18 protein-coding genes are annotated in these 23,905 nt (G+C 74.3%); 14 read left to right on the top strand and 4 right to left on the bottom strand.

Going from position 1 to position 23,905, the window contains the following annotated elements:
* Nucleotides 1-5 precede the first annotated feature (5 nt).
* Nucleotides 6-1,247 (bottom strand): arginine deiminase, encoded by a 1,242-nt coding sequence (locus ABZ806_RS08295; RefSeq protein WP_500216166.1) that lies wholly within the window; start codon nucleotides 1,245-1,247, stop codon nucleotides 6-8.
* A gap of 198 nt (nucleotides 1,248-1,445) precedes the next feature.
* Between ABZ806_RS08295 and ABZ806_RS08290 the strand changes: the two genes are divergently transcribed.
* The 5 genes from ABZ806_RS08290 to polX all read left to right on the top strand — a co-directional run bounded on the left by ABZ806_RS08290 (nucleotide 1,446) and on the right by polX (nucleotide 6,794).
* Nucleotides 1,446-2,384: an ABC transporter ATP-binding protein gene (locus tag ABZ806_RS08290; RefSeq protein ID WP_500216165.1), complete on the top strand. Its 939-nt coding sequence runs from the start codon at nucleotides 1,446-1,448 to the stop codon at nucleotides 2,382-2,384.
* Nucleotides 2,381-3,151, top strand: a complete 771-nt coding sequence (locus ABZ806_RS08285; protein ID WP_500216164.1) for an ABC transporter permease — start codon at nucleotides 2,381-2,383, stop codon at nucleotides 3,149-3,151. The genes ABZ806_RS08290 and ABZ806_RS08285 overlap by 4 nt, the downstream gene beginning before the upstream one ends.
* A gap of 3 nt (nucleotides 3,152-3,154) precedes the next feature.
* On the top strand, nucleotides 3,155-4,102 hold the full coding sequence (locus ABZ806_RS08280) for an EamA family transporter (protein ID WP_500216163.1): 948 nt from the start codon (nucleotides 3,155-3,157) through the stop codon (nucleotides 4,100-4,102).
* Between the two features lie 83 nt (nucleotides 4,103-4,185).
* Nucleotides 4,186-5,022, top strand: coding sequence for a proteasome subunit beta (gene prcB, locus ABZ806_RS08275; RefSeq protein WP_500216162.1), 837 nt, complete (start codon nucleotides 4,186-4,188; stop codon nucleotides 5,020-5,022).
* Between the two features lie 53 nt (nucleotides 5,023-5,075).
* Nucleotides 5,076-6,794 (top strand): DNA polymerase/3'-5' exonuclease PolX, encoded by a 1,719-nt coding sequence (gene polX / locus ABZ806_RS08270; protein WP_500216161.1) that lies wholly within the window; start codon nucleotides 5,076-5,078, stop codon nucleotides 6,792-6,794.
* Nucleotides 6,795-6,803: 9 nt separating this feature from the next.
* On the opposite strand, the gene ABZ806_RS08265 is transcribed toward polX, so the two are convergent.
* From ABZ806_RS08265 to ABZ806_RS08255, 3 genes are all read right to left on the bottom strand, one after another.
* Nucleotides 6,804-7,799, bottom strand: coding sequence for a COX15/CtaA family protein (locus ABZ806_RS08265; RefSeq protein WP_500216160.1), 996 nt, complete (start codon nucleotides 7,797-7,799; stop codon nucleotides 6,804-6,806).
* A gap of 48 nt (nucleotides 7,800-7,847) precedes the next feature.
* Nucleotides 7,848-9,074: a PrsW family intramembrane metalloprotease gene (locus ABZ806_RS08260; RefSeq protein WP_500216159.1), complete on the bottom strand. Its 1,227-nt coding sequence runs from the start codon at nucleotides 9,072-9,074 to the stop codon at nucleotides 7,848-7,850.
* A 123-nt stretch (nucleotides 9,075-9,197) separates the two neighbouring features.
* Nucleotides 9,198-10,187, bottom strand: coding sequence for a heme o synthase (locus tag ABZ806_RS08255; RefSeq protein WP_500216158.1), 990 nt, complete (start codon nucleotides 10,185-10,187; stop codon nucleotides 9,198-9,200).
* Nucleotides 10,188-10,728: 541 nt separating this feature from the next.
* Between ABZ806_RS08255 and tkt the strand changes: the two genes are divergently transcribed.
* The 9 genes from tkt (at nucleotide 10,729) to ABZ806_RS08210 (ending at nucleotide 23,889) form a co-directional block, all read left to right on the top strand.
* Nucleotides 10,729-12,855, top strand: coding sequence for a transketolase (gene tkt / locus ABZ806_RS08250; protein WP_500216157.1), 2,127 nt, complete (start codon nucleotides 10,729-10,731; stop codon nucleotides 12,853-12,855).
* Between the two features lie 90 nt (nucleotides 12,856-12,945).
* Complete coding sequence (gene tal / locus ABZ806_RS08245; RefSeq protein WP_500216156.1) at nucleotides 12,946-14,061, top strand: transaldolase; 1,116 nt, start codon at nucleotides 12,946-12,948, stop codon at nucleotides 14,059-14,061.
* Nucleotides 14,058-15,713 (top strand): glucose-6-phosphate isomerase, encoded by a 1,656-nt coding sequence (locus ABZ806_RS08240; protein WP_500216155.1) that lies wholly within the window; start codon nucleotides 14,058-14,060, stop codon nucleotides 15,711-15,713. Before tal ends, ABZ806_RS08240 begins: the two co-directional genes overlap by 4 nt.
* 115 nt (nucleotides 15,714-15,828) lie before the next feature.
* A complete protein-coding gene (locus ABZ806_RS08235) occupies nucleotides 15,829-17,544 on the top strand; it encodes a phosphoheptose isomerase (protein ID WP_500216154.1) in 1,716 nt (571 codons plus the stop codon).
* The gene (locus tag ABZ806_RS08230; protein ID WP_500216153.1) at nucleotides 17,541-19,130 is read left to right on the top strand and encodes a glucose-6-phosphate isomerase; all 1,590 of its coding nucleotides are present in this window, start codon (nucleotides 17,541-17,543) and stop codon (nucleotides 19,128-19,130) included. The genes ABZ806_RS08235 and ABZ806_RS08230 overlap by 4 nt, the downstream gene beginning before the upstream one ends.
* A gap of 112 nt (nucleotides 19,131-19,242) precedes the next feature.
* Nucleotides 19,243-20,769, top strand: a complete 1,527-nt coding sequence (gene zwf / locus ABZ806_RS08225; protein ID WP_500216152.1) for a glucose-6-phosphate dehydrogenase — start codon at nucleotides 19,243-19,245, stop codon at nucleotides 20,767-20,769.
* Nucleotides 20,770-21,789, top strand: coding sequence for a glucose-6-phosphate dehydrogenase assembly protein OpcA (locus tag ABZ806_RS08220; protein ID WP_500216151.1), 1,020 nt, complete (start codon nucleotides 20,770-20,772; stop codon nucleotides 21,787-21,789). It begins immediately after the preceding gene.
* Nucleotides 21,786-22,541 (top strand): 6-phosphogluconolactonase, encoded by a 756-nt coding sequence (gene pgl, locus ABZ806_RS08215; protein ID WP_500216150.1) that lies wholly within the window; start codon nucleotides 21,786-21,788, stop codon nucleotides 22,539-22,541. The genes ABZ806_RS08220 and pgl overlap by 4 nt, the downstream gene beginning before the upstream one ends.
* 142 nt (nucleotides 22,542-22,683) lie before the next feature.
* Entirely contained in the window at nucleotides 22,684-23,889 is a 1,206-nt protein-coding gene (locus ABZ806_RS08210; protein WP_500216149.1) for a L,D-transpeptidase, read from the top strand.
* The last annotated feature ends 16 nt before the right edge of the window (nucleotides 23,890-23,905 follow it).

The raw sequence follows: 23,905 nt of genomic DNA, 5'->3' as shown, positions 1-23,905 counted from the left end.
GGTCGTCAGGCGTCCCGGACGAGCGGGCAGGTCATGCAGCGCGGGCCGCCCCGCCCCCGGCCCAGCTCGCTGCCGCGGACGGTGATGACCTCGATCCCGTTCCGGCTCAGATGGTTGTTGCTCGTCGCGTTGCGCTCGTAGGCGACGACGACGCCGGGCGAGACGGCCAGGACGTTCGCGCCGTCGTCCCACTGCTCGCGCTCGGCGGCGAACACGTCCTGCGTCGGGGTGAGGACCTTGACGGCGTCCAGGCCGAGCGCCGCCGCGATCGCCCGGTACATGTCCTCCGGGGGATGGTCGGTGATCTTCAGTTCCTTCTCGGTGTCGCCCGGCTCGACGGTGTGGGACGGCAGCATGCCGAGCCCCGCGTAGGCGGTGAACACGCCGTGGTCGACCATCGTCATGACCGTGTCCAGGTGCATGAACGCCCGCCTGTGCGGCATCCGCAGCGCGACGATCCGGGTGCACGACCCGGCGGCGAACAGCGACTGCGCGAGCATCTCCACGGCCTGCGGCTGCGTCCGCTCGCTCATCCCGACCAGCACGGCGCCGTTGCCGATGACCAGGACGTCGCCGCCCTCCAGCGTCGCCGGCGCCATCGCCGTCCCGCTGCTCCAGACGTGGAAGCCGCCCTCGGCGGGCCGCCCGTACCCGGCGGCGAACAGCGGATGCCAGCGGTAGACCGCCTCCATGTTCACCGTCTCGCGCAGCCGCGCCTTCTTGCGCATCGTGTTGATCGAGACGCCGTCGTAGATCCAGCACGAGGTGTCGCGGGTGAACAGGTGGTTGGGCAGCGGCGGCAGGACGAAGCCGTCCATGGGGATGGAGTGGAACGCGATCGACGCGGGCTCGGGGATCCGCTCCAGGATCTCCCGCTTGGTGATGCCGCCGATCAGGAACGAGGCGAGCTCCCGCACGTCCATGGAGTCGAGGCAGTTGCGGATCGCGTCGGTGGCGAGCGGGCCGAACCAGTGCGGGTCGACGACGGCGTCCATGATGTGCTTGCGCGCCTCGGGGATCCCGACGGTCTCGATGAGCAGGTCCATCAGCAGGTGCGTGCGGACGCCCTCAGCCCGCAGCACGTCCTCGAACTCCTCGTGCTCCTCCACGGCGCGCCTGACCCACAGCACGTCGTCGAACAGCAGCCCGGCCGCGTTGGACGGGGTGAGCCGCTTCAGCGACAGCTCCGGCCTGTGCAGCAGCACCTCCCGGAGCCGGCCGGCCTCCGAATCGACGTGGAACGCCATCCCCCACCTCCTCGGGGCCCGGCCGCGGCGCCGCACGGCCCCAGGTCACCGGGCACGGTCCGGCGACAGGTCCGCAATTCCCGCGGTCCGGCGCCCGAAACTGGGCCGGCGCGGCCCGCGGGCTTTGCCCGACCTTCACCCGGGCGGGCGGCGGGACCCGGCACGGACCTGCCGCGGCCCGGACCTAAACTCGTCTGCATGACACCCCCCGGAGGCGGCGGCCGAGACAGCGCGGTCGAGCTGCACTCTCTCGTGAAGCGCTACGGCGCGGCCACGGCCGTCGACGGCCTGTCCCTCAGCGCCGCCCGGGGCGCCGTCACCGCGCTGCTCGGCCCGAACGGCGCGGGCAAGACGACGACGATCGAGATCTGCGAGGGGTTCCGGCGGGCCGATTCGGGCACCGTCCGCGTCCTCGGCCTCGACCCGGTCGCCGGCGGCCGGGCGCTGAAGCCGCGGGTCGGCGTGATGCCGCAGTCCGGCGGCGTGCCGGGCACCGCCCGCGCCGGCGAGTTCCTGCGGCTCGTCGCCTCGTTCCACGCGACGCCGCTCGACCCGGACGCCCTGCTGGCGCGGCTCGGCCTCACCGAGCACGCCCGCACCCCGTTCCGCCGCATGTCGGGCGGGCAGCAGCAGCGCCTGTCCCTCGCCGTCGCCATCGTCGGGCGGCCCGAGCTGGTCTTCCTCGACGAGCCCACCACCGGGCTGGACCCGCAGGCCAGGCACGCCACCTGGGAGCTGATCGAGGAGCTGCGCGCCGCCGGGGTGTCGGTGGTCCTCACCACCCACAACATGGAGGAGGCCGAGCGCCTCTGCGACCGCGTCGTCATCGTCGACCACGGGCAGGTCGTCGCCGAGGGCGCCCCCGAGGAGCTCACCGGCGCCGAGCGGCAGCTGCGGTTCCGCGCCCGGCCCGGCCTCGGCCTGGACGAGCTGCTGGCCGCGCTGCCCGCCGGGAGCGCGGCCAAGGAGTCGCCCGCCGGGCACTACCTGATCGAGGCGGACGTGCGCCCCGAACTGCTCGCCACCGTCACCGCCTGGTGCGCCTCGCACGGCGTGCTGACCGAGGACCTGCGGATCGAGCGCCGCACGCTGGAGGACGTCTTCCTCGAACTCACCGGACGGGAGCTGCGGTCATGACCGCCCCACTGGACCTGTCCCCCGCGCCGGGGGCCGTGCCGCTGCCGCGGATGATCATGTCGCAGGCCGGCTACGAGTTCCGCACCGTGCTGCGCAACGGCGAGCAGCTGCTGCTGACGCTGATCATCCCGGTGGTGCTGCTCGTCCTGTTCAGCGCGACGTCCCTGCTGGACCTCGGCTCCGGCCGCCGCGTCGACTTCCTCGCGCCCGGCATCCTCGCGCTCGCGGTGATGTCCACGGCGTTCACCGGGCAGGCGATCGGCACCGGGTTCGAGCGGCGCTACGGCGTCCTCAAGCGGCTCGGCGCCACCCCGCTGCCGCGCGCCGGGCTGATCGGCGCCAAGACCGCCAGCGTGCTCGCCGTCGAGGCGGTGCAGGCCGCGGTGATCTGCGCGGTGGCGCTGGGGCTCGGCTGGGAGCCGCACGGCGACCCCGCCTCGGTGCTCGTCCTGCTGCTGCTCGGCACCGCCGCGTTCTCCGGGTTCGGGCTGCTCATGGCCGGGACGATGCGCGCCGAGGCGGCCCTCGCCGCCGCGAACCTCGTCTACATCCTGCTGCTGGCCGTCGGCGGCGTCGTGTTCCCGCTGGAGAAGTTCCCCGGCCCCGTGCGGGACGCCCTGGAGCTGCTGCCGATCTCGGCGCTGGCGGGCGGGCTGCGCGACGTCCTGCAGGACGGCGCCGCGTTCCCCGCGCAGCCGCTGCTCGTCCTCGCGGTGTGGGCCGTCGCCGGCCTCGCCCTCGCCGCCCGCTTCTTCCGGTGGGAGTGACGCGTGGCACTCGCTGAGGCGCCCGGCTCGCTCGGCGGCGCGAGCCGTCTTCCCGCCCGCACGCGCGCGCTGTCGCTGGGCTCGGTCCCGCCGCCCGCGCTGATCTTCCTCGGCATCGTCTCGGTGCAGGTCGGCGCGGGCCTGGCCAAGCACCTGTTCGAGCGGATGCCGCCGACCTCCGTCGTGTCGATCCGGCTGCTGGCCTCGGCGCTCGTGCTGGGCTTCCTGGCCCGCAGGGCGCTGCGGACCGTGCTGCGCGACCACTCCTGGACGAGCCTGGCCGTCGTCGCCGGGTACGGGATCTCGCTCGCCGGGATGAACTTCGCGTTCTACCAGGCGCTGGCGCGGATCCCGCTGGGCGTGGCGGTGACGATCGAGTTCCTCGGCCCGCTGTCGGTCGCGATCGTCGGCTCCCGCCGCGCGCGGGACGTCCTGTGGGTGCTGCTCGCGGGCGCGGGCGTGGTCATGCTCGCCCGGGGCGGCGGCGACGCCGACCTGCTCGGCATCGCGTTCGCGCTGCTCGCCGCGGTCGGCTGGGCGTCCTACATCCTGCTCACCGCCGCCACCGGGCGGCGCATCCAGGGCACCACCGGGCTGGCCCTGGCCAGCATCATCGGGACGCTGGTCGTGCTGCCCGGCGGCATCGCGACCGGCGTCGCGGCCGGCGGCGGCGCCCTGCTCGACCCGGAGCTGCTGCTGATCGGGCTCGGCGTCGGCCTGCTGTCGTCGGTGATCCCGTACTCGCTGGAGCTGGAGGCGCTGCGCCGGGTGCCCGCCCGCGTCTTCGGGATCCTGATGAGCCTGGAGCCCGCCGTCGCCGCGCTCGTCGGCCTGGTCGTCCTCGGCGAGATCCTCACCGGCCGCCAGTGGGTCGCGATCGCCTGCGTCATCATCGCCTGCGCAGGCGCCACCCGCGGTCAGAAGGAACCCGTGGAGGCTCCCGAGGCGTGAGTGGCGGCCCGATGTGGCAGCGTGGAAGGATCGGCGTGCAAGGATCAAGGCACGGGTCGTCCAGCGTGGGGAGAGGAGCCGCCGTGACCGGCCGGACCGAGGACCAGGGGATGCCGCCCGAGTTCTTCGAGGGAGGGTCGGCGTCCTTCGTCGACTTCCTGCGCCTGCACTCGCCCGAGCTGCTGCCGGTCCGCCGCGTCCCGGAGGGCGACGCGCCCGAGGTGCCGCACGGCACGACCGTCCTGGCGCTGGAGTTCCCCGGCGGCGTCATGATGGCGGGCGACCGCCGCGCCACGCAGGGCAACCGCATCGCCTACCGGGAGCTGGACAAGGTCCAGCGCGCCGACGAGTACTCCGCGGTCGCGTTCGCGGGGACGGTCGGGCTGGCGCTGGAGATGGTCCGGCTGTTCCAGGTCGAGCTGGAGCACTACGAGAAGATGGAGACGGTCCCGCTGTCGCTGCCGGGCAAGGCCCGCCGGCTCGGCGCCGTCATCCAGGCCAACCTCGCCCAGGCACTGCAGGGCCTCGCGGTCGTCCCGCTGTTCACCGGCTTCGACCCGGGCACCGGCGAGGGGCGGATCTACACCTACGACATCACCGGCGCCCCGCAGGAGGCCCGCGACTTCCACGCGGACGGGTCCGGCTCCCCCTACGCGCTGGGCGCGCTGAAGAAGCTCTACCGGCGCGACCTGTCCCTGGAGGACGCCGCCACCGTCTGCGTCCACGCCCTGTTCGACGCGGCCGACGACGACACCGCCACCGGCGGGCCCGACCTGATGCGGCGCATCTACCCGACGATCGCGGTCGTCACCGAGGACGGCTACCGGCGCCTCCCCGACGACCAGGTGTCCGCGATCGCCGGGGAGGTCGTGCGGGGCCGCATGGACGACCCCGGCGGCCCCACCGCGCCCCTGCGCTGACGGCGGGGCGCTGATCACCGGAAACGTCGTACCCGGCTTCTAGACTCGGCCGCATGGCACGCGCGAACGACGAGGCCGCAGCCCTCATCCAGGAACTGGCCGACCTGCTGTCGATCACGGGCGGCGACGCCTTCAAGATCCGGGCGTACGAGAAGGCCGCGCGAGCGATCGCCGGATACCCGGACGACATCGCCGATCTCGACCTGGCCGGGCTGCGCAGGATCCCGACCGTGGGCGAGGCGATCGCGAAGAAGGTCCTCGACTACACGACGACCGGCACGATCCGGCAGGTCGAGGAGCTGCGGACACAGATCCCCGCCGGGGTCCGGGCGCTCACCGCCATCCCGACGCTCGGCCCGAAGAAGGCCCTGGCCGTCTACGAGGAGCTCGGCGTCTCCTCGGTGGACGAGCTCGCGGCCGCCATCGGGGAGGGCCGCCTGCGCGGCCTCAAGGGCTTCGGCGCCAAGACCGAGGAGAACATCCTCCGCGGCATCGAGCTGATGCGCAGCTCCGGCGAGCGCGTCCTGGTCGACGCCGCCGCGGGCGTCGCCGACGAGATCGTCGCGGCCCTCTCGAAGCTCCCGCAGGTGGAGCGCTGCGAGCACGCCGGGTCGCTGCGGCGGATGCGCGAGACGATCGGCGACGTGGACGTCCTGGCCGCCTCCCGCGACCCGCGCCCGATCATGCAGGCGTTCACGGCGCTGCCGCTCGTCGCGGAGGTCGTCGTGAGCGGCGACAAGAAGACCTCGATCCGCACCGCCAAGGGCCTCCAGGTCGACCTGCGGGTCGTCCCGCCTGAGTCGTGGGGTGCGGCGCTGCAGTACTTCACCGGCTCGCAGGCCCACAACATCCGCACCCGCGAGATCGCGGTCAAGGCGGGCCTCAAGCTGTCGGAGTACGGCCTGTTCGACGCCGGGTCGGACGAGCTGATCGTGTCCGAGACCGAGGAGGAGGTCTACGAGCGGCTGGGCCTGCCCTGGGTGCATCCGGCCCTCCGGGAGGACACCGGCGAGATCGAGGCGGCCCTCAAGGACGAACTGCCGCGCCTCGTCACCGTCGAGGACCTGCGCGGCGACCTGCACAGCCACACCGACCTGACCGACGGCGTCGCGTCCCTCGCGGACATGGCCGCCGCCGCGCACGCCCGCGGCCTGGAGTACTACGCGATCACCGACCACGCGCCGAACCTGGTGATGCAGCGCATGACGGACGAGAAGATGCTCGCCCAGCGCGACGAGGTCGCCGAGCTCCAGCAGAGGTATCCCGGCCTCGTCCTGCTCCACGGCACCGAACTCAACATCGACCCGGACGGCGGCGTCGACTGGGACGCGGACTTCCTCTCCGGCTTCGACGTCTGCGTGGCGTCCGTCCACTCCCACTTCACCCAGGACCGGGACGCGATGACCCGCCGCCTCGTCCGCGCCTGCGAGAACCCGCACGTCCACGTCATCGGCCATCCGACGGCCCGCAGCATCGGCCGCCGCCCGCCCGTGGACGCCGACTGGGACGAGGTCTTCCGCGCCGCGGCCCGCACCGGCACCGCCATGGAGATCGACTCGTTCCCCGACCGCCTCGACCTGCCCGCCGACCTGGTCCGCCGCGCGAAGCGCCTCGGCGTGAAGTTCTCCATCGACACCGACGCGCACTCGCTGGGCGACCACCGCAACATCCGGTACGGCGTCGGCACCGCCCAGCGCGGCTGGCTGACCCCCGACGACGTCGTCAACACCTGGCCCCTCCCCCGCCTCCGCGAGTTCCTCCGGTCGAACTGACCGAGGCCGTCAGGCGGGCTGCGGGGCCTCCGCCTGCGGGACGGCGGCGGGCGCGGGCGCGGCGGCAGGGACGGGGCCCCGGTCGCGGAGGGCGAAGAAGAGGCGGAACGCGGCGATCCACATCAGCACCGAGCCGAGCATGTGCAGTAGGACCAGGCCCGCGGGGACGCCCAGGAAGTACTGGGTGTAGCCGATGGCGCCCTGGACCACGATCAGGGCCGCCAGTTCCAGCGCGCGGCGGCGCGCGGCCGCCGGGGCGCCGGTGCGGTAGAGGGCGACGATCACGGCCAGGGTCAGCGCGATGGTGAGCCAGGCCAGCTCGCCGTGGATGCGGGCGACGTCGGTGATGTTGAAGCCGTAGCGGCGGGAGTCGGCGTCCCCCGCGTGCGGGCCGGTGCCGGTGACGACGGTGCCCGCGACGAGGACGGCGGCGCAGGAGACCAGCAGCGCGGCGGCGAGGCGGCGCGTCCACGGCCCGGCGAGCCGGCGCGGCGGGGCGTCGCCCTCCCCGGCGCGGACCCACAGCGCCACGCAGCAGACCAGCAGCGCAGGCGAGACGAGGAAGTGCAGCGACACGGCCGCCGGGTGCAGCTCGGTGAGGACCACGATGCCGCCGATGACCGCCTGCGCGACCACGCTCATCGGCTGCGCCAGCGCCCACCACACCAGGTCCTTGCGGCGCGGCCGCAGCCGCAGGGCCGCGACGAACACCAGAATGCCGATGCCCAGCACCAGGAAGGTGACCATCCGGTTGCCGAACTCGATCGACATGTTCAGCAGGTGGTGCTCGGGGCTGTGCGTGGGGACGAGGCTGTCGCCGGTGCAGCGCGGCCACTCGGGGCAGCCGAGCCCGGACTTGGTGACGCGGACGGCGCCGCCGCTGATGACGATGAGCACGTTGCCGATGACGCCGAGCAGCGCGAGCAGCCGCAGCGATCCGGGGGTCGGACGCCACACGGCGTTCCAGGTCCGGATCAGGGGGTTCGACGACGGTCGCTCAGCCACGGCACCAATCGTATGGCCGGGTGCCCGTGCCCTCGACCCGACCCCCGGTTACGTGCCGTAAGGGCCGGGCGGCCGCGGCGGCAGGAAACCGGACGGCCCCTGCCCCGCCCACGGCGGGCCGGCCGGCCAGGTCACCCCGCGGCGCGGCGGCGTGCGCAGGAACGCCTGCCGGGCGAGCGACATCAGCTCCAGCAGCGAGTCGCGGCGGGTGACGAACCAGCGCTGCTCGGCCACCCCCCGGTCGGCGCGCTTGTGCAGCAGCGCCAGCTCCGTCGCGGCGAGCTGGTAGTCGGTCATGGCGCGGCCGGCGGGCGGGCCGCCGACCGACCTGGCCCAGCGGCGGGCGGCGCGGCGGGACGGGATGGAGCGCAGCATCCGCACGTCCTGCGGCGTCACCAGGCCCGTCCCGGCGTACATCGGCAGGTAGCTCTCGATGCGGCGGACGGTGCCGCGCCGCTCGACGAAGACGATCACGATCAGCGCGACCAGGACGCAGAAGTCCAGCAGGTAGACGATGCCGAGGCCGGCGAGCCCGAACGCGCCCGCCGAGCCGTTCCACAGCCCGTGCAGGATCATCGCGCCGAGCAGCCCGGCGAGCGGCGCGACGACCTGGCCGCGCCGGTGCGTGGCGGCGTAGGCGACGCCGAGCCCGGTCATGGACGTGAACAAGGGGTGGCTGAGCGGCGCGATGAGCCCGCGCAGGATGAACACCGCCTGGAGCTGCTGGGCGCCGCCGTCCTCGAACGCCCGCATGTAGTAGGTGATGTTCTCCATCATGGCGAAGCCGAGGCCGACCATCGCGGCGTAGATGATCCCGTCGGCGAAGCCGTCGATCTCGTTGCGGCGGAACCACAGCAGGCCGAACAGGACGGCGCCCTTCAGCGTCTCCTCGATGATCGGCGCGCCGAACGTGGCGCTGACGAAGTGGCCCTCGGTCTCCCCGAAGATCGGCACGGTCACGTAGAGCAGCCCGGCGGTGTTGAGGACGAGCGCGCCGAGCACGGCGATGCCCGCCCCCCACATGAACGAGAACGCCAGGGCGCGCGGCGGTTCCGGCTCCAGCCGGTCCAGCGTGAGGGCGAGCGCGACCAGAACCGGGATCGGCAGGATGGCGAGCAGCACCCCGACCCAGAAGCCCGCCCCGCCGAACGCGGCGTCCGCGCCGAACGCGACGAGGATGCACAGCCCGGACACGGTCATGCCGACGATGAGGCCGACCGGGGGCCTGCCGGGCACCCGGCCTTCGAGCACCGCTTTCGGATCCATGCGCGCCATGACGTGAGCGTAACGGAAGCCGGGCCCGGCGCCGGGCCGGAGCGTCACCGACGGTGACCGCCCGGCCGCGCCGGCTCAGTGCGGCGTCGGCTCAGTGCGGCGTCGGCTCAGTGCGGCGTCGGCTCAGTGCAGGAGCGGGTCGATCGCCACGGCGGTGAACAGCAGCGCCAGGTACACGTTGGAGAGGTGGAAGAACCGCATCGGCCGCAGGTGGACTCCGGTCACCCCGGCGAGCACCGCCTTCAGCAGCCGGTGCCCCTCGGCGAGGAACACCAGGCCGAGCACGACCGCGACGGCCCCGTACACCGGGCTCATCCCGGCGACCGGCCACAGCGCCAGCGACGCCGCGACGGTGGCGTAGGTGTAGGCGAGGCTCTCGGTGACGACGCGGCGCTCGGACGCGACGACCGGCAGCATCGGGACCTTGGCGACGGCGTAGTCCTCGCGGTACCGCATCGCGAGCGTCCAGGTGTGCGGCGGAGTCCACAGGAACACCACCATGAACAGCACCAGCGGCGTCCAGGCGACGGACCCGGTGATCGCGGCCCAGCCGATGAGGACGGGCATGCACCCGGCGATGCCGCCCCAGACGACGTTCTGGGAGGTGCGCCGCTTGAGCAGCAGCGAGTACACCAGGACGTAGAACAGGATCGCGAACACCGACCCGGCCGCGGCGACCGGGTTGACCGCCAGCAGGAACCCGGCCGTGGACAGCACGGCGAGCGTGACCCCGAAGATCAGGGCGCGGGCCGGGGTGACCTGGTGGCGGGCCAGCGGGCGGCGCCGGGTGCGGCGCATCTTGGCGTCGATGTCGCGGTCGATGTAGCAGTTGATCGCGTTGGCGGATCCGGCGGACATCGTCCCGAACGCCAGCGTGAGCAGCACGGTGGACAGCGGCGGGACGCCGTCGGCGGCCAGGAACATCACCGGGATGGTGGTGATCAGCAGCAGCTCGATGACGCGCGGCTTCGTGAGCGCCACATAGGCGCGCAGTCTCGTGCCCACCGTCCGGGGGGCGGCACTTTCGGCGGGGTCCGGCACGAGGGCCGGAGCGAGCGCCCGCGGCTCCCGCTCGTCGAGCTCGACCCCGCGCTTGTTACTGAGCACCGTCACAATCGGGTCCACGTCCAACTAGGGATGAGAAATCGGTCCACCTCGGCGGTGCCCCCGCGTTCCGGGCCGGCCTCGGGTTGATGCGACTTCGGCTTGGTGTTGTTGCCGCGACCGCTTGCCGTCAGCCGCGCAATCACTGTAGTCCGACCCCTCGGGGGGTCGTGCACCGGGTCACCGGACGCGCCGCACGGTGACCGCCGGGCCGGGCGGGCGCGTCCCCGGTTCACCCGCCGGATCACCCGTGCGGGGGGTTAGCGCGCGAGGCGTCCGGGCAAGGGTGCAGGGAGGTGCCGCGGGCGCCGCTCCCCCGGTGCGCGGCCCCTCCGGACGGCACCCGCACGGCCCCGGGCGGCCCCGTGCGGCATCGAGCAGCATTGTGCGGCCCGGACTGCGGCGGCCCTCCCGCGCGATAGGCTCGCCAGGGGCGCGGCATGATCTTCGCCCGCCGCGGACCGGGCGGCGGCACGGGGCAGGGGAAGCTGTGGCGCACAACCTTACAGAGTGGACTTGAAACACCGGTTCGAGAGGAGCCTGGCGTTCCGTGAGCAGGGACAACAGCACGTTTGAGTGGTCCGAGACGGACCGGCGCGCGGTGGACGTGATCCGCGCCCTCGCCATGGACGCGGTCGAGGAGGCGGGCTCCGGTCACCCCGGTACGGCGATGAGCCTCGCGCCCGCCGCCTACCTTCTCTTCCAGCGCTACCTCCGGCACGACCCGACGGACCCGCACTGGGCCGGGCGGGACAGGTTCGTGCTCTCCTGCGGGCACTCCAGCCTGACCCTGTACATCCAGCTGTACCTGTCGGGCTACCCGATGACGCTGGACGACCTGAAGGCGCTGCGCAAGTGGGGCAGCCTCACCCCCGGCCACCCCGAGCACGGGCACACCGCCGGGGTGGAGACGACCACCGGGCCGCTCGGGCAGGGCATCGCCAACGCGGTCGGGATGGCGATGGCGGCCCGCCGCGAGCGCGGCCTGTTCGACCCCGACGCGCCGCAGGGCGAGTCCCCCTTCGACCACATGATCTGGGCGTTCGCCTCCGACGGCGACGTCGAGGAGGGCATCAGCCACGAGGCGAGCGCGCTGGCGGCCCACCAGCGGCTCGGCAACCTGGTGCTGCTCTACGACGACAACAAGATCTCCATCGAGGACGACACCGCGATCGCGATGTCGGAGGACGTGCGGGCCCGCTACGCGGCGTACGGCTGGGACGTCCACCACGTCGACTGGACCGAGAACGGCGACTACGAGGAGAACGTGGCCGCGCTCGCGGCGGCGTTCGACGCGGCCAAAGCGGAGACGGCCCGCCCGTCGTTCATCGCGCTGCGCACGATCATCGGGTGGCCGGCGCCGAACAAGAAGAACACCGGCAAGATCCACGGTTCGGCGCTCGGCGCCGACGAGGTCGCCGCGACCAAGCGGATCCTCGGCATGGACCCGGCCGAGACCTTCCAGGTCCCCGAGGACGTGCTGGCGCACGCCCGCGAGGTGTCCGCGCGGGGCCGCGCCGACCACGCCGCGTGGAACGGGGTGTTCGACGCGTGGCGGTCGGCGAACCCCGACCGGGCCGCCGAGTACGACCGGATCTCCGAGCGCGCGCTGCCGCCCGGCTGGGACGAGGCGCTCCCCGCGTTCGAGGCCGGCAAGGACATCGCGACCCGCGCCGCGTCCGGGGAGGTCCTGGCGTCGCTGGCGCCGGTGCTGCCGGAGCTGTGGGGCGGCTCGGCCGACCTCGCCGACAGCAACAACACGACGATGAAGGGCGAGCCGTCCTTCATCCCCGAGGAGTTCCAGACCAAGGAGTTCCCCGGCGGGCGGTACGGCCGCACGCTGCACTTCGGCGTCCGCGAGCACGCGATGGGCGCGATCTGCAACGGCATCGCGCTGCACGGCGGCACCCGGCCCTACGGCGGCACGTTCCTGATCTTCAGCGACTACATGCGCCCGGCGGTCCGGCTGGCGGCGCTGATGCGGCTGCCGGTCACCTTCGTGTGGACGCACGACTCGATCGGGCTCGGCGAGGACGGCCCGACGCACCAGCCCGTGGAGCACCTGTGGGCGCTGCGGGCGATCCCCGGCCTGGACGTCGTCCGGCCGGGGGACGCCAACGAGACGGCGGTCGCGTGGCGGACCGTGCTGCGGCACACCGACCGTCCGGCGGGCCTCGCGCTGACCCGGCAGAAGCTGCCGACGCTGGAGCGCGGCGGCGAGATCGCGTCCGCGGAGGGCACTGCCAAGGGCGGCTACGTGCTGGCCGACGCCGACGGCGGGCAGCCCGAGGTGATCCTCATCGCGACCGGCAGCGAGGTCCAGCTCGCGCTGGAGGCCCGCACGGCGCTGCAGGCCGAGGGCACCCCGACCCGGGTCGTGTCGATGCCGTGCGTGGAGTGGTTCGAGGAGCAGACCGACGCCTACCGGCAGGAGGTCCTGCCGCCCGGGGTGAAGGCCCGCGTGTCGGTCGAGGCGGGCATCGCGCTCGGCTGGCGGGGCTACGTCGGCGACGACGGCGAGTCGGTGAGCCTGGAGCACTTCGGCGCGTCCGCCGACTACAAGACGCTGTTCCTGCAGTTCGGGATCACCTCCGAGCGGGTCGTCGCGGCGGCCAAGGCGAGCCTGATCAAGGCCGGCGTGCACGGCGCCGGGCGCGGCGAGACCACCGGCAACTAGGGGACCGGCGGGGCCCGCCGCCGCCCGCGGCCGGGCCCCGCCGCCGTCCCGCCCCCGGATCCGGCTGACACGATGACGAGGAGAAGAGCGATGAGCGACATTCTGAAGGAGCTCTCGGACGAGGGCGTGTCGATCTGGCTGGACGACATCAGCCGGGATCGGCTGCGGACGGGCAACCTGGCGGAGCTCGTCAAGGACAAGCACGTCGTCGGCGTCACGTCCAACCCGACGATCTTCGCGAAGGCGCTGAGCAAGGGGAACGCCTACGACGACCAGGTCCGCGACCTGGCCCTGCTCGGCGTGGACGTCGAGGAGGCGTCCCGCGCGATCACCACCCACGACATCCGGTGGGGCTGCGACGTGCTGCGCCCGGTCTACGACCGGACCGGCGGCGTGGACGGCCGCGTGTCGATCGAGGTCGACCCGCGGCTGGCCAAGGACACCGCCAAGACGGCCGCCGAGGCGCGGATGCTGTGGTGGCTGGTGGACCGGCCCAACCTGTTCATCAAGATCCCGGCGACCCGGGAGGGCCTGCCCGCGATCACCGAGACGCTGGCCGCGGGCATCAGCGTGAACGTGACGCTGATCTTCTCGCTGGAGCGGTACGGCGAGGTCGTCGACGCGTTCTTCGCCGGCATGGAGCAGGCCCGCGAGAACGGCCACGACCTGTCGAAGATGGCCTCGGTGGCGTCGTTCTTCGTCAGCCGGGTCGACACCGAGATCGACAAGCGGCTCGACAAGATCGGCTCGGACGCGGCGAAGAAGCTGCGCTCCAAGGCGGGGCTCGCCAACGCCCGGCTCGCGTACGCGCTGTACGAGGAGAAGTTCGGCACCGACCGGTGGAAGGCGCTGAAGGACGCCGGGGCCCGTCCCCAGCGGCCGCTGTGGGCCTCGACCGGGGTGAAGGACCCGAACCTCAGCGACACGCTGTACGTGGACGAGCTGGTCGCGCCGGGCACCGTGAACACGATGCCGGAGGCGACGCTGGTGGCCGAGGCCGACCACGGCCAGGTCCGCGGCGACACCGTCCGCGCCACCTACGACGACGCCCGCGCGCACATGGCGGCGCTCAAGGACGCCGGCGTCGACTACGACGACGTCGTGCGTGTCCTGGAGGACGAGGGCGTGGAGAAGTTCGCGGCCTCCTGGCAGGGCATGCTCGACTCCATCACCGGCGAGCTGGAGGCCAAGGCGGCCGGCGCGTGACCTCGGTGGTGACCGCCGGGGGGATCTCGGTCACCATCCGCGGCGCCGTCGTCGACGAGGGCGAGACGGTCCTGGACCGTCTCGTCTCCGACGGCGTGCCGGGCTCGCTCGCGTCCCGCAGCGCCAAGCTGTGGGGGCCGGACGCGGTCCCGCTCGCCGCCCGCCGGCTCGGCTGGCTGGACCTGCCGGAGACCTCGCGGTCGCTGCCGGACCGGCTCGCCGGCCCGCTGGGCGAGGCGCGCGACGCCGGCCTCGACCGGATCGTGCTGGCGGCGTCGGGGGGCGCGGCCCTGGCCGCCGAGGCGATGTGCCGGACGGCGGCCGCCGAGCTGACCGTCCTGGACACCACCGACCCGCACGAGGTGTCGGGCGTCCTGGCCGGCGACCTGGCCCGGACGCTCGTCGTCGTGGTGGGCGAGAGCATCGAGGCGGAGGCGCTGCGCCGGGTGTTCGGGCGCGCGTTCTCCGCGGCCGGGCTGGGCGGCGCCGAGCTGGCGCGCCGGTTCGTCGCGGTCGCCGAGGAGGGGTCGGACCTCGCGCGCGCCGCCGCGGACGTCGGCCATCATCTCGTCCCGGCCGAACCCGACGTCGACGGCCGGTTCGGCGCGCTCGGCGCCCGCTCGCTGGTGCCGGCGGCGCTCGCCGGTTTGGACGTGGGGGGCCTGCTGGACGAGGCGTCCGGCCTGTCCGCGGCGCTGCGGCAGCCCTATGACAACCCGGCGCTGGCGCTCGGCGCCGCGCTCGGCTCCTCGGCGCTCGGCGTCCGCGACAAGCTGGTGATCGCCGACCACGGCTCGGGCCTCGCCGGCCTGGACCGGTGGGCGGAGCAGCTGGTCGCCGGTTCGCTCGGCAAGGACGGCAAGGGCCTGCTGCCGGTCGTGGTGGAGAGCGTCGACGCGCCGGGCTTCGAGCTGGCCGGCGACCTGCGGCGGGTCATCCTCGGCCGCCGCCCGGACGAGCCGGGCCCCGGCCGCGAGGCGGGGGCGAGCGTCGCCGGCCCGCTCGGCGCGCAGTTCCTGCTGTGGGAGTACGCGGCCGCCGTGGCGGCCCGGGTGATCGGCGTGAACCCGTTCGACGAGCCCGACACCGAGCAGTCGCGGGCGAGCACGGCCGCGCTGCTGCGGTCGGAGGAGGGCACCGCGCCGACGGTGGTACGGCGGCCCCCGGAGCTGGTCGAGGGCGCCGTCGAGGTGCACGCCCGGGAGGAGGCGCTGCGCGGCGCGCGGACGCTGACCGAGGCGCTGGAGGCGGTCCTCGCGGACGTCCCGGGCGGCGGCTACCTCGCGGTGCTCGCCTACCTGGACCGCTCCGGCGACGCGGCGGCGGCCGGGCTGCGGCCGCTGCTGGCCGCGCGGGGCGCCGGGGTGCGCAGGAATCCGGCGCCGGTCACGTTCGGGTGGGGGCCGCGCTACCTGCACACGGCCGGGCAGTACCACAAGGGCGGGCCGCTGAACGGGGCGTTCCTGCAGATCACCGGCGCCGTCACGAGCGACGTGCCGGTGCCGGGCCGGCCCTACAGCCTGGGCGAACTCCAGCTCGCGCAGGCGTTCGGCGATCTGCGGGTGCTGCGCGCGCTGGGCTGCCCGGCCGTCCGGCTGCACCTGCGCGACCGCGCGGAGGGCCTGGCGCAGCTCGCCGCGGCGCTCGCCTGACGGCCCGTCCGGACGCACCGCGACCGGGCGGATCCGGCACGCGACCAAAGAAGATCAACGGAGATGGTCGCGAATGCCCGTTCTCTCCTGAAACGATGGGGGCCGGGAGGGAACGGTGTCCGGATTCGACGTATTGACGCGCGGTGAGGTGCTGGACTCGGCGCTGCGGGCGAGGGACTACCTCGTGAGCTGCGGCGTCCCCGGCGCGCTGGCCGCCAAGGACCCGCGGCTGTGGGGGCGGCGCGCGGTGGACCACAGCCGGCTCGGCTGGCTCGACCTGCCGTTCGCCTCCCGGGGGCTGCTGAACCAGGTGAACGGGCTGGTCGCGGAGGCGCGCTACTCGGGCCTCGACCACATCGTGCTGATCGGGGTCGGGGCGGAGAGCCTCGCCGCGCAGGCGATCATGGAGGCGCACGCGCCCGCGCTGGCCGGCGCGGGCGGCCCGGGCGCCGCGGCCGGTACCGGTACCGGGGCGGGCGGCGAGCGGACGACCGGCGAGCTGACCGTGCTGGACGGCGGCGACACCGCCGCGCTCGCGTTCGCGATGGAGCGGCTCGACCGCACCCTGGTCGTCCTCGCCAGCAAGGCGGGCGTGTCGCTGGAGGGCGACGCCTACCGGCGGATCTTCGCCGAGGCGTTCCGGGAGCGGGGCCTGTCGGAGCGGGAGATCGCGGGCCGGTTCCTGGTCATCACCGACCACGGCAGCCCGCTGCACGACTTCGCCCGGCAGTGCGGCTACCGGATCGGGCTGACCGACCCCTACCTGCCGGGGCACTACGGCGCGCTGTCGGCCTACGGGCTCGTCCCGGCGGTGCTGGCGGGCGCGGACGCCGACCGGCTGCTGGACGAGGCGGCGTCGCTGGTGCCGTCGCTGTCCAGGGACGAGGACAACCCGGGGCTGCTGCTCGGCGCGGTCATCGGCGGCTGCGCGCAGCAGGAGCCGGGCGGGCTCGCCCGCGACAAGGTGCTGCTGCGCGAGCCCGGCGGGCCGGGCGCGCTGAGCGCGTGGATCTCCCAGCTCCTCGCGGTCGGCACCGGCAAGCGGGGCCGCGGCGTGCTGGCGTTCGAGCCGCCCGGCGGGCGCGGGGAGTTCCCCGACGTGCACGGCGTGTCCATCAACCCGAAGTCGGCGGGGCAGGACGACGCCGACACCTCGGTGTGGGCGCCGCTCGGCGCGCAGTTCCTGCTGTGGGAGTACGCGACGGCGGTCGCCGGGTGGCTGCTCGGGGTGAACCCGTTCGAGGCCGGCAGCACCGTCGTGCAGGAGGCCGAGGACGACGCGGCGGCGCTGCTGCGCACCGCGTCCTCGGGTTCGCTGACGCAGGAGCGGCCCGTGTACGTCGAGGACGGCATCGAGGTGCACGCCGACTTCCCGTGGCCGCCGGGCGCCGAGCTGGTGACCGTCCTCGGCGGGCTGGTCGCCTCGGTCCCGGCCGACGGCTACCTGTCGGTGATGACGTACCTGTCGGGCGACTTCTCCGGCCGGTACCTGGCGCCGTCGCTGTCGCGCGCGTCCGGCCGCCCCGTCGCCTACGGGCCGGGGCCCGGCTACCCGCACGCGACCGGCCCGGTGCACAAGGACGGCCCCGGCAACGGCGCGTTCCTCATCATCACCGGCGACCCGGCGCCGGGCGACGCGCTCGCCGCCCACCCCGTCCCCGGCCGCCCCTACAGCCTGGCGCAGCTGCGGCTGGCGCGGGCCCTCGGCGAGCTGCGGGCGCTGCGCGAGCGGCGGCTGCCGGTGATCCGGCTGCACCTGCGCGACCCGATCGAGGGCGCGGGCAGGCTGACCGAGGCGGTCCGGGCGGTCGCGGGGGCGCGCAGGCCGTGAGCTTCACCGCCGTCGTCTCGGGGGAGACGGCCATCACGGCCCGCGGGCCGCTCAAGGAGGCCGCGGAGCGCGTCCTCGGCCGGCTGTGGATCGACCAGGTGCCGGTCCGGCTCGCCTCCGAGGACTCCTCGCTGTGGCCGTCGGCCGCCGCCGGGGCGGCGGGCGGGCCGCCGTGCTGGCCCGGCCAGCCCGGCCCGGGCCGCGCCGTCCTGGACCGTGCCGAGGAGCTGCGCGGGCGGGCCCGCGGCGGCGGGCTGACGGAGGTCGTGCTGCTCGGCGGCGGTCCCCCGGCCCGCGCCGCCGCGCTGACCGCCGCCGCGGGCGGCGTCCCGCTCACCGTGCTGGACGGGCCGGAGCCCGGCCCGCTGCTGCGCCTGCGCGACGACCCGGACCGGCTCGGCCGGACCGTGGTCGTGGCCGCCGGGGACGACCCGGGCACCGAGACGCTCCGCCGGGTGCTGGCCGGGATGCTCGGGGACGCCGGCCTGTCCCCCGCCGAGGCCGCGCGCCGGATCGTCGCGGTCGCCGAGCCGCGCTCGGCGGCGGCCAAGCACGCGGCCGAGGCGGGGCATCCGCTCGTCGAGGCCCCGGCCGCGACCGCGTTCGGGGCGCTGTCGCCCTACGCGCTGGTGCCCGCCGCCCTCGCCGGCGCCGACGTCCGGACGCTGCTGGGCGAGGCGGCCGCCGTGCTGCCGGCGCTGACCCGGCCGGAGAACAACCCCGGCCTCGTCCTCGGCGCGATCCTCGGCGGGGCCGCCCGCACGGGGCGCCGGACGGTGGTGCTCGGCGGCCGTCCGGCGGGCATGCCGGGCATCGCGCGCTGGGCGGCGGCGCTGCTGGAGGAGGCGACCGGCGGCCGGCTGGTCCCGGTCGTCCAGGACGGCGGCCTCCCCCTCGCGCCGGCCGGCGACCTGTTCCTGGTGACGTTCGGCGGGCGCCCGCACCAGGACGACGCCACCGTCACCGGGCCGCTCGCCGCCCAGCTGGTGGTGTGGGAGTACGCCGCCGCCGTCGCGGCCTACCTGCTGGAGGCGGATCCGCTGGCGCCCGCCGCCCGCTCCGCCCCGATGACGCTGGACGACGGCGCCGGCGAGCCGCTGTTCGCCGACGGCGACCACGGCCGGGCCGTCGAGGCGCACACGACCGTGCCCGCGCTGGCCGGCGCGGACGGGCTGGCCGCGCTGCTGGACGGGCTCACCGCCGGGATCGGCCCGGACGAGCACCTGGACCTCGTCGCCTACCTGGATCCGGACGAGGCCCGCGGCCAGGGCGCGCAGGTGCGGCGGCTGGCCGCGCTGCTCGCCGCGCGCTGCGGCCGGCCGGTGCGCACCGGCTGGGGCGCGCGGCCCCGCGCGGGCGGGAATGATCGAACCGGCGGGTGCGTATACCTGTTGGTGACCGGGAACGTCGTCCGCGACGTGCCGGTCCCTGGACGGCACCACCGGCTGGGCATGCTGCAGCTCGCGCGGGCGCTCGGGGACGCCCGCGACGCGCGCGCGGCGGGGCGCCCGGTGGTGCGGCTGCACCTGCAGAACCGCTGGGCGGGGCTCGCCCGGCTGCTCGATGCGGCCAGAGGCGTGCGATGACGCGCGGATCCGCGATTGCGGCCCGCGGGACGAGTTGGGGCAGGATGCTTGAAGCAGTGAGACGAGTAGGCCGAGCAAGACGAGTAGGCGCAGTTCGACCAGAGGGGGCCACGTGACCAACCCAGCCAATCCGCTCCGCGATCCGCGGGACAAGCGCCTGCCGCGGGTGGCCGGGCCGTGCGTGCTCGTGCTGTTCGGAGTCACCGGCGACCTGTCCCGCAAGAAGCTGCTTCCGGCGATCTACGACCTGGCGAACCGGGGGCTGCTGCCGCCGGGCTTCTCGCTGGTGGGCTTCGCGCGCCGCGACTGGGAGAACGAGGACTTCCGGCAGATCGCCTACGAGTCGGTCAAGGCGCACGCGCGCACCCCCTTCCGCGAGGACGTGTGGACGCACCTGTCGGAGGGCATGCACTTCGTCCCCGGCGAGTTCTCCGACCCGGGCGCGTTCGACGCGCTGTCGATGGCCGTGAAGGAGCTGGACGAGAGCCGCGGCACCGGCGGCAACTACGCCTTCTACCTGTCGATCCCGCCGAAGTTCTTCCCGCAGGTCGTCGAGCAGCTGCAGCGCAGCGGCCTGGCCGACCGCAAGGAGGGCGCCTGGCGCCGGGTCGTGATCGAGAAGCCGTTCGGCCGCGACCTGAAGACCGCGGTGGAGCTGAACGACACCGTGCACCGGGTCTTCCCCGAGGAGTCGATCTTCCGGATCGACCACTACCTCGGCAAGGAGACGGTGCAGAACATCCTGGCGCTGCGGTTCGCCAACACGATGTTCGAGCCGATCTGGAACCGCTCGTTCGTCGACCACGTGCAGATCACGATGGCCGAGGACATCGGGATCGGCGGCCGGGCCGGCTACTACGACGGCATAGGCGCCGCCCGCGACGTCACCCAGAACCACCTGCTGCAGCTGCTCGCGCTGACGGCGATGGAGGAGCCCACCTCGTTCAGCGCCGAGGCCGTCCGCGCCGAGAAGGCCAAGATCCTCGCCTCGGTGCGGGTGCCCGGCGACATCGCCCAGGCCACCGCGCGCGGGCAGTACGCGGCGGGCTGGCAGGGCGGCGTGAACGTCCGGGGCTACCTGGAGGAGGACGGCATCCCGGCCGACTCCCGCACCGAGACCTACGCCGCGATCAAGCTGGAGATCCAGAACCGGCGCTGGGCGGGCGTCCCGTTCTACCTGCGCACCGGCAAGCGGCTCAGCCGCCGCGTGACCGAGGTCGCGATGGTGTTCCAGAAGGCGCCGCACCTGCCGTTCTCCGAGACCGACACCGAGGAGCTCGGGCAGAACGCCCTGGTGATGCGGGTCCAGCCGGACGAGGGCATCACCGTCCGATTCGGCTCGAAGGTGCCCGGCACCTCGATGGAGATCCGCGACGTCAACATGGACTTCGCCTACGGCGAGTCGTTCACCGAGACCTCCCCCGAGGCCTACGAGCGGCTGCTGCTGGACGTGCTGATCGGCGACCCCCCGCTGTTCCCCCGGCAGGAGGAGGTCGAGCTGTCCTGGCAGATCCTCGACCCGATCACCGAGTACTGGGCGTCCCGCAGCGGGCTCGACCAGTACAAGTCCGGCGGCTACGGGCCCGCCAGCGCCGACGAGCTGATGGCGCGGGACGGGCGCACCTGGAGGCGGCTCTAAATGAACATCGATCTCACCGGCACCACCACCCGCAAGATCCAGGACGCGCTGACGCAGTCCCGGCACCTGATGGGCGGCCCGGCCGTCGGCATGGTGCTCACCCTGATCATCGTGACCGACGAGTCGGCGCAGTACGACGCGGTCCGCGCCGCGACCGAGGCGGCGCGCGAGCACCCGTGCCGGGTGCTGACCGTCATCTCCCGCGACCCGCGCGGCGGCTCGTCCCGGCTGGACGCCGAGATCCGGATGGGCGAGACCGGCCCCGGCGAGACGGTGCTGCTGCGCATGTACGGGCCGCTCGCCGAGCACGCCGACTCCGTCGTCGTCCCGCTGCTCATGCCGGACACGCCGGTCGTGACGTGGTGGCCGGGCGGCAAGGTGCCGAAGGTGCCGGCCGAGGACCCGCTCGGCGCGCTCGCGCAGCGCCGCGTCACCGACGCCTACGCGGCCCGCGACCGGCTCGGCACCCTCGCCCAGCTCGCGCGGGGCTACCGGCCGGGCGACACCGACTTCACCTGGACGCGGCTCACCGCGTGGCGGTCGCTGCTGGCCGCCGCGCTCGACCAGGACCACGACGAGATCGTGTCCGGCGAGGTCTCCGCCGAGCCGGACAGCCCGAGCGCGGAGCTGCTGGCCGCGTGGCTGTCGATCCGGCTGGGCGTGCCGATGCAGCGGACCGTGTCGGAAGGGCCCGGCCTCACCGGCGTCCGGCTGACCACGACCGGCGGCGACATCCAGATCCACCGCCCGGACGGGCGGGTCGCGACGCTGTGCCGGCCGGGCCAGCCCGACCGGCAGGTGTCGCTGCTGCGCCGCCCGATGCCCGAGCTGCTGGCCGAGGAGCTGCGGCGGCTGGACCCCGACGAGGTCTACCGCGACGCCGCCGGCCGGTTCGCCAAGGACCTCGCGCACGGCACGGCGGCGCCGGGCGTCGCCGGCGACCCGGTGTCGGCGACCCCCGAGGCGGCGGCGACCGAGGCCGCCGAGCAGCACGTGCAGGAGCGGCGGGGGGACGCGTGAGCGCCCCCGAGGTCCTGGTCCACCGCGGCCAGGACGTGCTCGCCGCGGCCGCCGCCGCGCGGCTGGTGACCCGGATCGCCGACGCGCAGGCGGCGCGCGGCTCGGCGTCGGTCGTGCTGACCGGCGGCGGCGTCGGTACGGCCGTGCTGGCCGCGCTCGCCGCCACCGCCGCGCGCGACGCGGTCGACTGGGGCCGGCTGGACCTGTGGTGGGGCGACGAGCGGTTCCGCCCCGCCGGGGACGCCGAGCGCAACGAGACGGGGGCGCGGGCGGCGCTGCTGGACCACGTCCCGGTCGACCCGGCGCGGGTGCACCCGATGGCGCCCTCGGACGGCCCGGACGGCGACGACCCGGAGGCGGCGGCGGAGCGGTACGCCGCCGAGCTGCGCGCCGCCGCCGGCCCGGCGGGCGGCCCGGTCCCGGTGTTCGACGTGCTGATGCTCGGCATGGGCCCGGACGCGCACGTCGCGTCGCTGTTCCCGGGCCTGCCGGCGCTGCACGACGAGCGCCCGGTGGTGGCGGTGCGCGACTCCCCCAAGCCGCCGCCGACCCGGATCTCGCTGACGTTCCCGTCGCTGCGCGCGGCGCGGGAGGTGTGGGTGCTGGCGGCCGGCGAGTCGAAGGCGGACGCCGTCCGGCTGGGCCTGGCGGCGGGCACGGAGCCGGAGAAGGCGCCGGTCGCCGGCGCGCGGGGCCGGGACCGCACCCTGTTCCTCCTGGACACCGCCGCCGCGTCCCGGCTGCCCCGCTGAGAGGAGACCGAAGAGTATCCGCGGTTCGGCATGCCTCGTGCTGAACCGTGCATAACCTGGGCACGTGAATATCTTGTGCACCCCTTGATCGGGGCATGACCCGCCGGTGCGGGTCGAGCAGGCGAGCGTGAGGAGTTCTCAGGTGCTCAAGGGTCGGACCGGGACGGCGGGCGCGGCGCTCGCAGGGGCGGTGCTGGTGGCCGTCGCGGGCTGCTCGTCCGGCGGCGGCGGCAAGGGCGGCGACGGCGGCGGGGCCAAGGCCGCGGACGCGGTGAAGCTGGCGATCACGCCCGCCACCGGGACGCGGCAGGCGGCGCCCGACAAGCCCGTCACCGTCACCGCGGACAACGGCAAGCTGACCAGCGTGACCCTCACCTACGGCCAGAAGGGCGCCAAGGCCGAGGGCACGCTGGCGGCCGACGGGAAGTCGTGGAAGTCGGCGTGGACGCTGCGTCCGTCCACGACGTACACGGTCACCGCGAAGGGCACCGGCGGGGGCGGCGAGGAGGTCACCGCGACCTCCACGTTCACGACGCTGAAGCCGGCGAAGAAGCTGACGTCCGGCATGTCGCCGCTGGACGGCGAGACCGTCGGCGTCGGCATGCCGGTGCAGCTGCTGCTGTCGCGGCCGGTGGGCACCAAGGCCGGGAAGATCGCGGTCGAGAAGGCCCTCGAGGTCCGCATGTCCGAGCCGGTCGAGGGCGCCTGGTACTGGATCAGCGACAAGGAGGTCGACTTCCGGCCCCGCGAGTACTGGCCGTCCGGGCAGAAGGTGAAGGTCGTCGCGCACCTGGCGGGGCTGAAGGTCGGCGACGGCGTCTACGGGGTGAAGGACCGCAGCGCGAGCTTCACGGTCGGACCGCGGCACATCACCACGATCGACGCGAAGAAGCACCGGGCGACGGTCACCGACGGCGGCAGGACCGTGCGGACGATGAAGGTCAGCCTCGGCAAGCCCGGCCACGACAGCTACAGCGGAACCATGATCGCCCAGGAGAAGGCGAAGGACATCATCATGGACTCCGCGACCACCGGCGACCCCGGCGAGTACCGGATCCCGACCAAGTGGAACGTCCGCCTCACCTACAGCGGGACGTTCGTCCACTCGGCGCCGTGGTCGACCGACGCGCAGGGCAACGACAACGTCAGCCACGGCTGCGTGAACGCCGCCCCCGCGGACGCCAAGTGGTTCTTCGACTTCACCAACCGGGGCGACATCGTCAAGGTGACCGGCACGTCGCGCAGGCTCCAGTTCGGCAACGGCCCCACACCGTGGGCGAAGTCGTGGGACGGCTGGCTGGCGGGCAGCGCCACCGGCCAGGCGGTGACGGGCAAGCCGCTCAAGTGACCCCCGCCCGTGTGCT

The organism is Spirillospora sp. NPDC047418 (assembly GCF_040643275.1).
In the GTDB taxonomy this organism is placed as follows: Bacteria; Actinomycetota; Actinomycetes; order Streptosporangiales; family Streptosporangiaceae; genus Spirillospora.
Note: the sequence above shows the minus strand (reverse complement) of the source record. Positions and strands in the feature narration are given on the sequence as shown.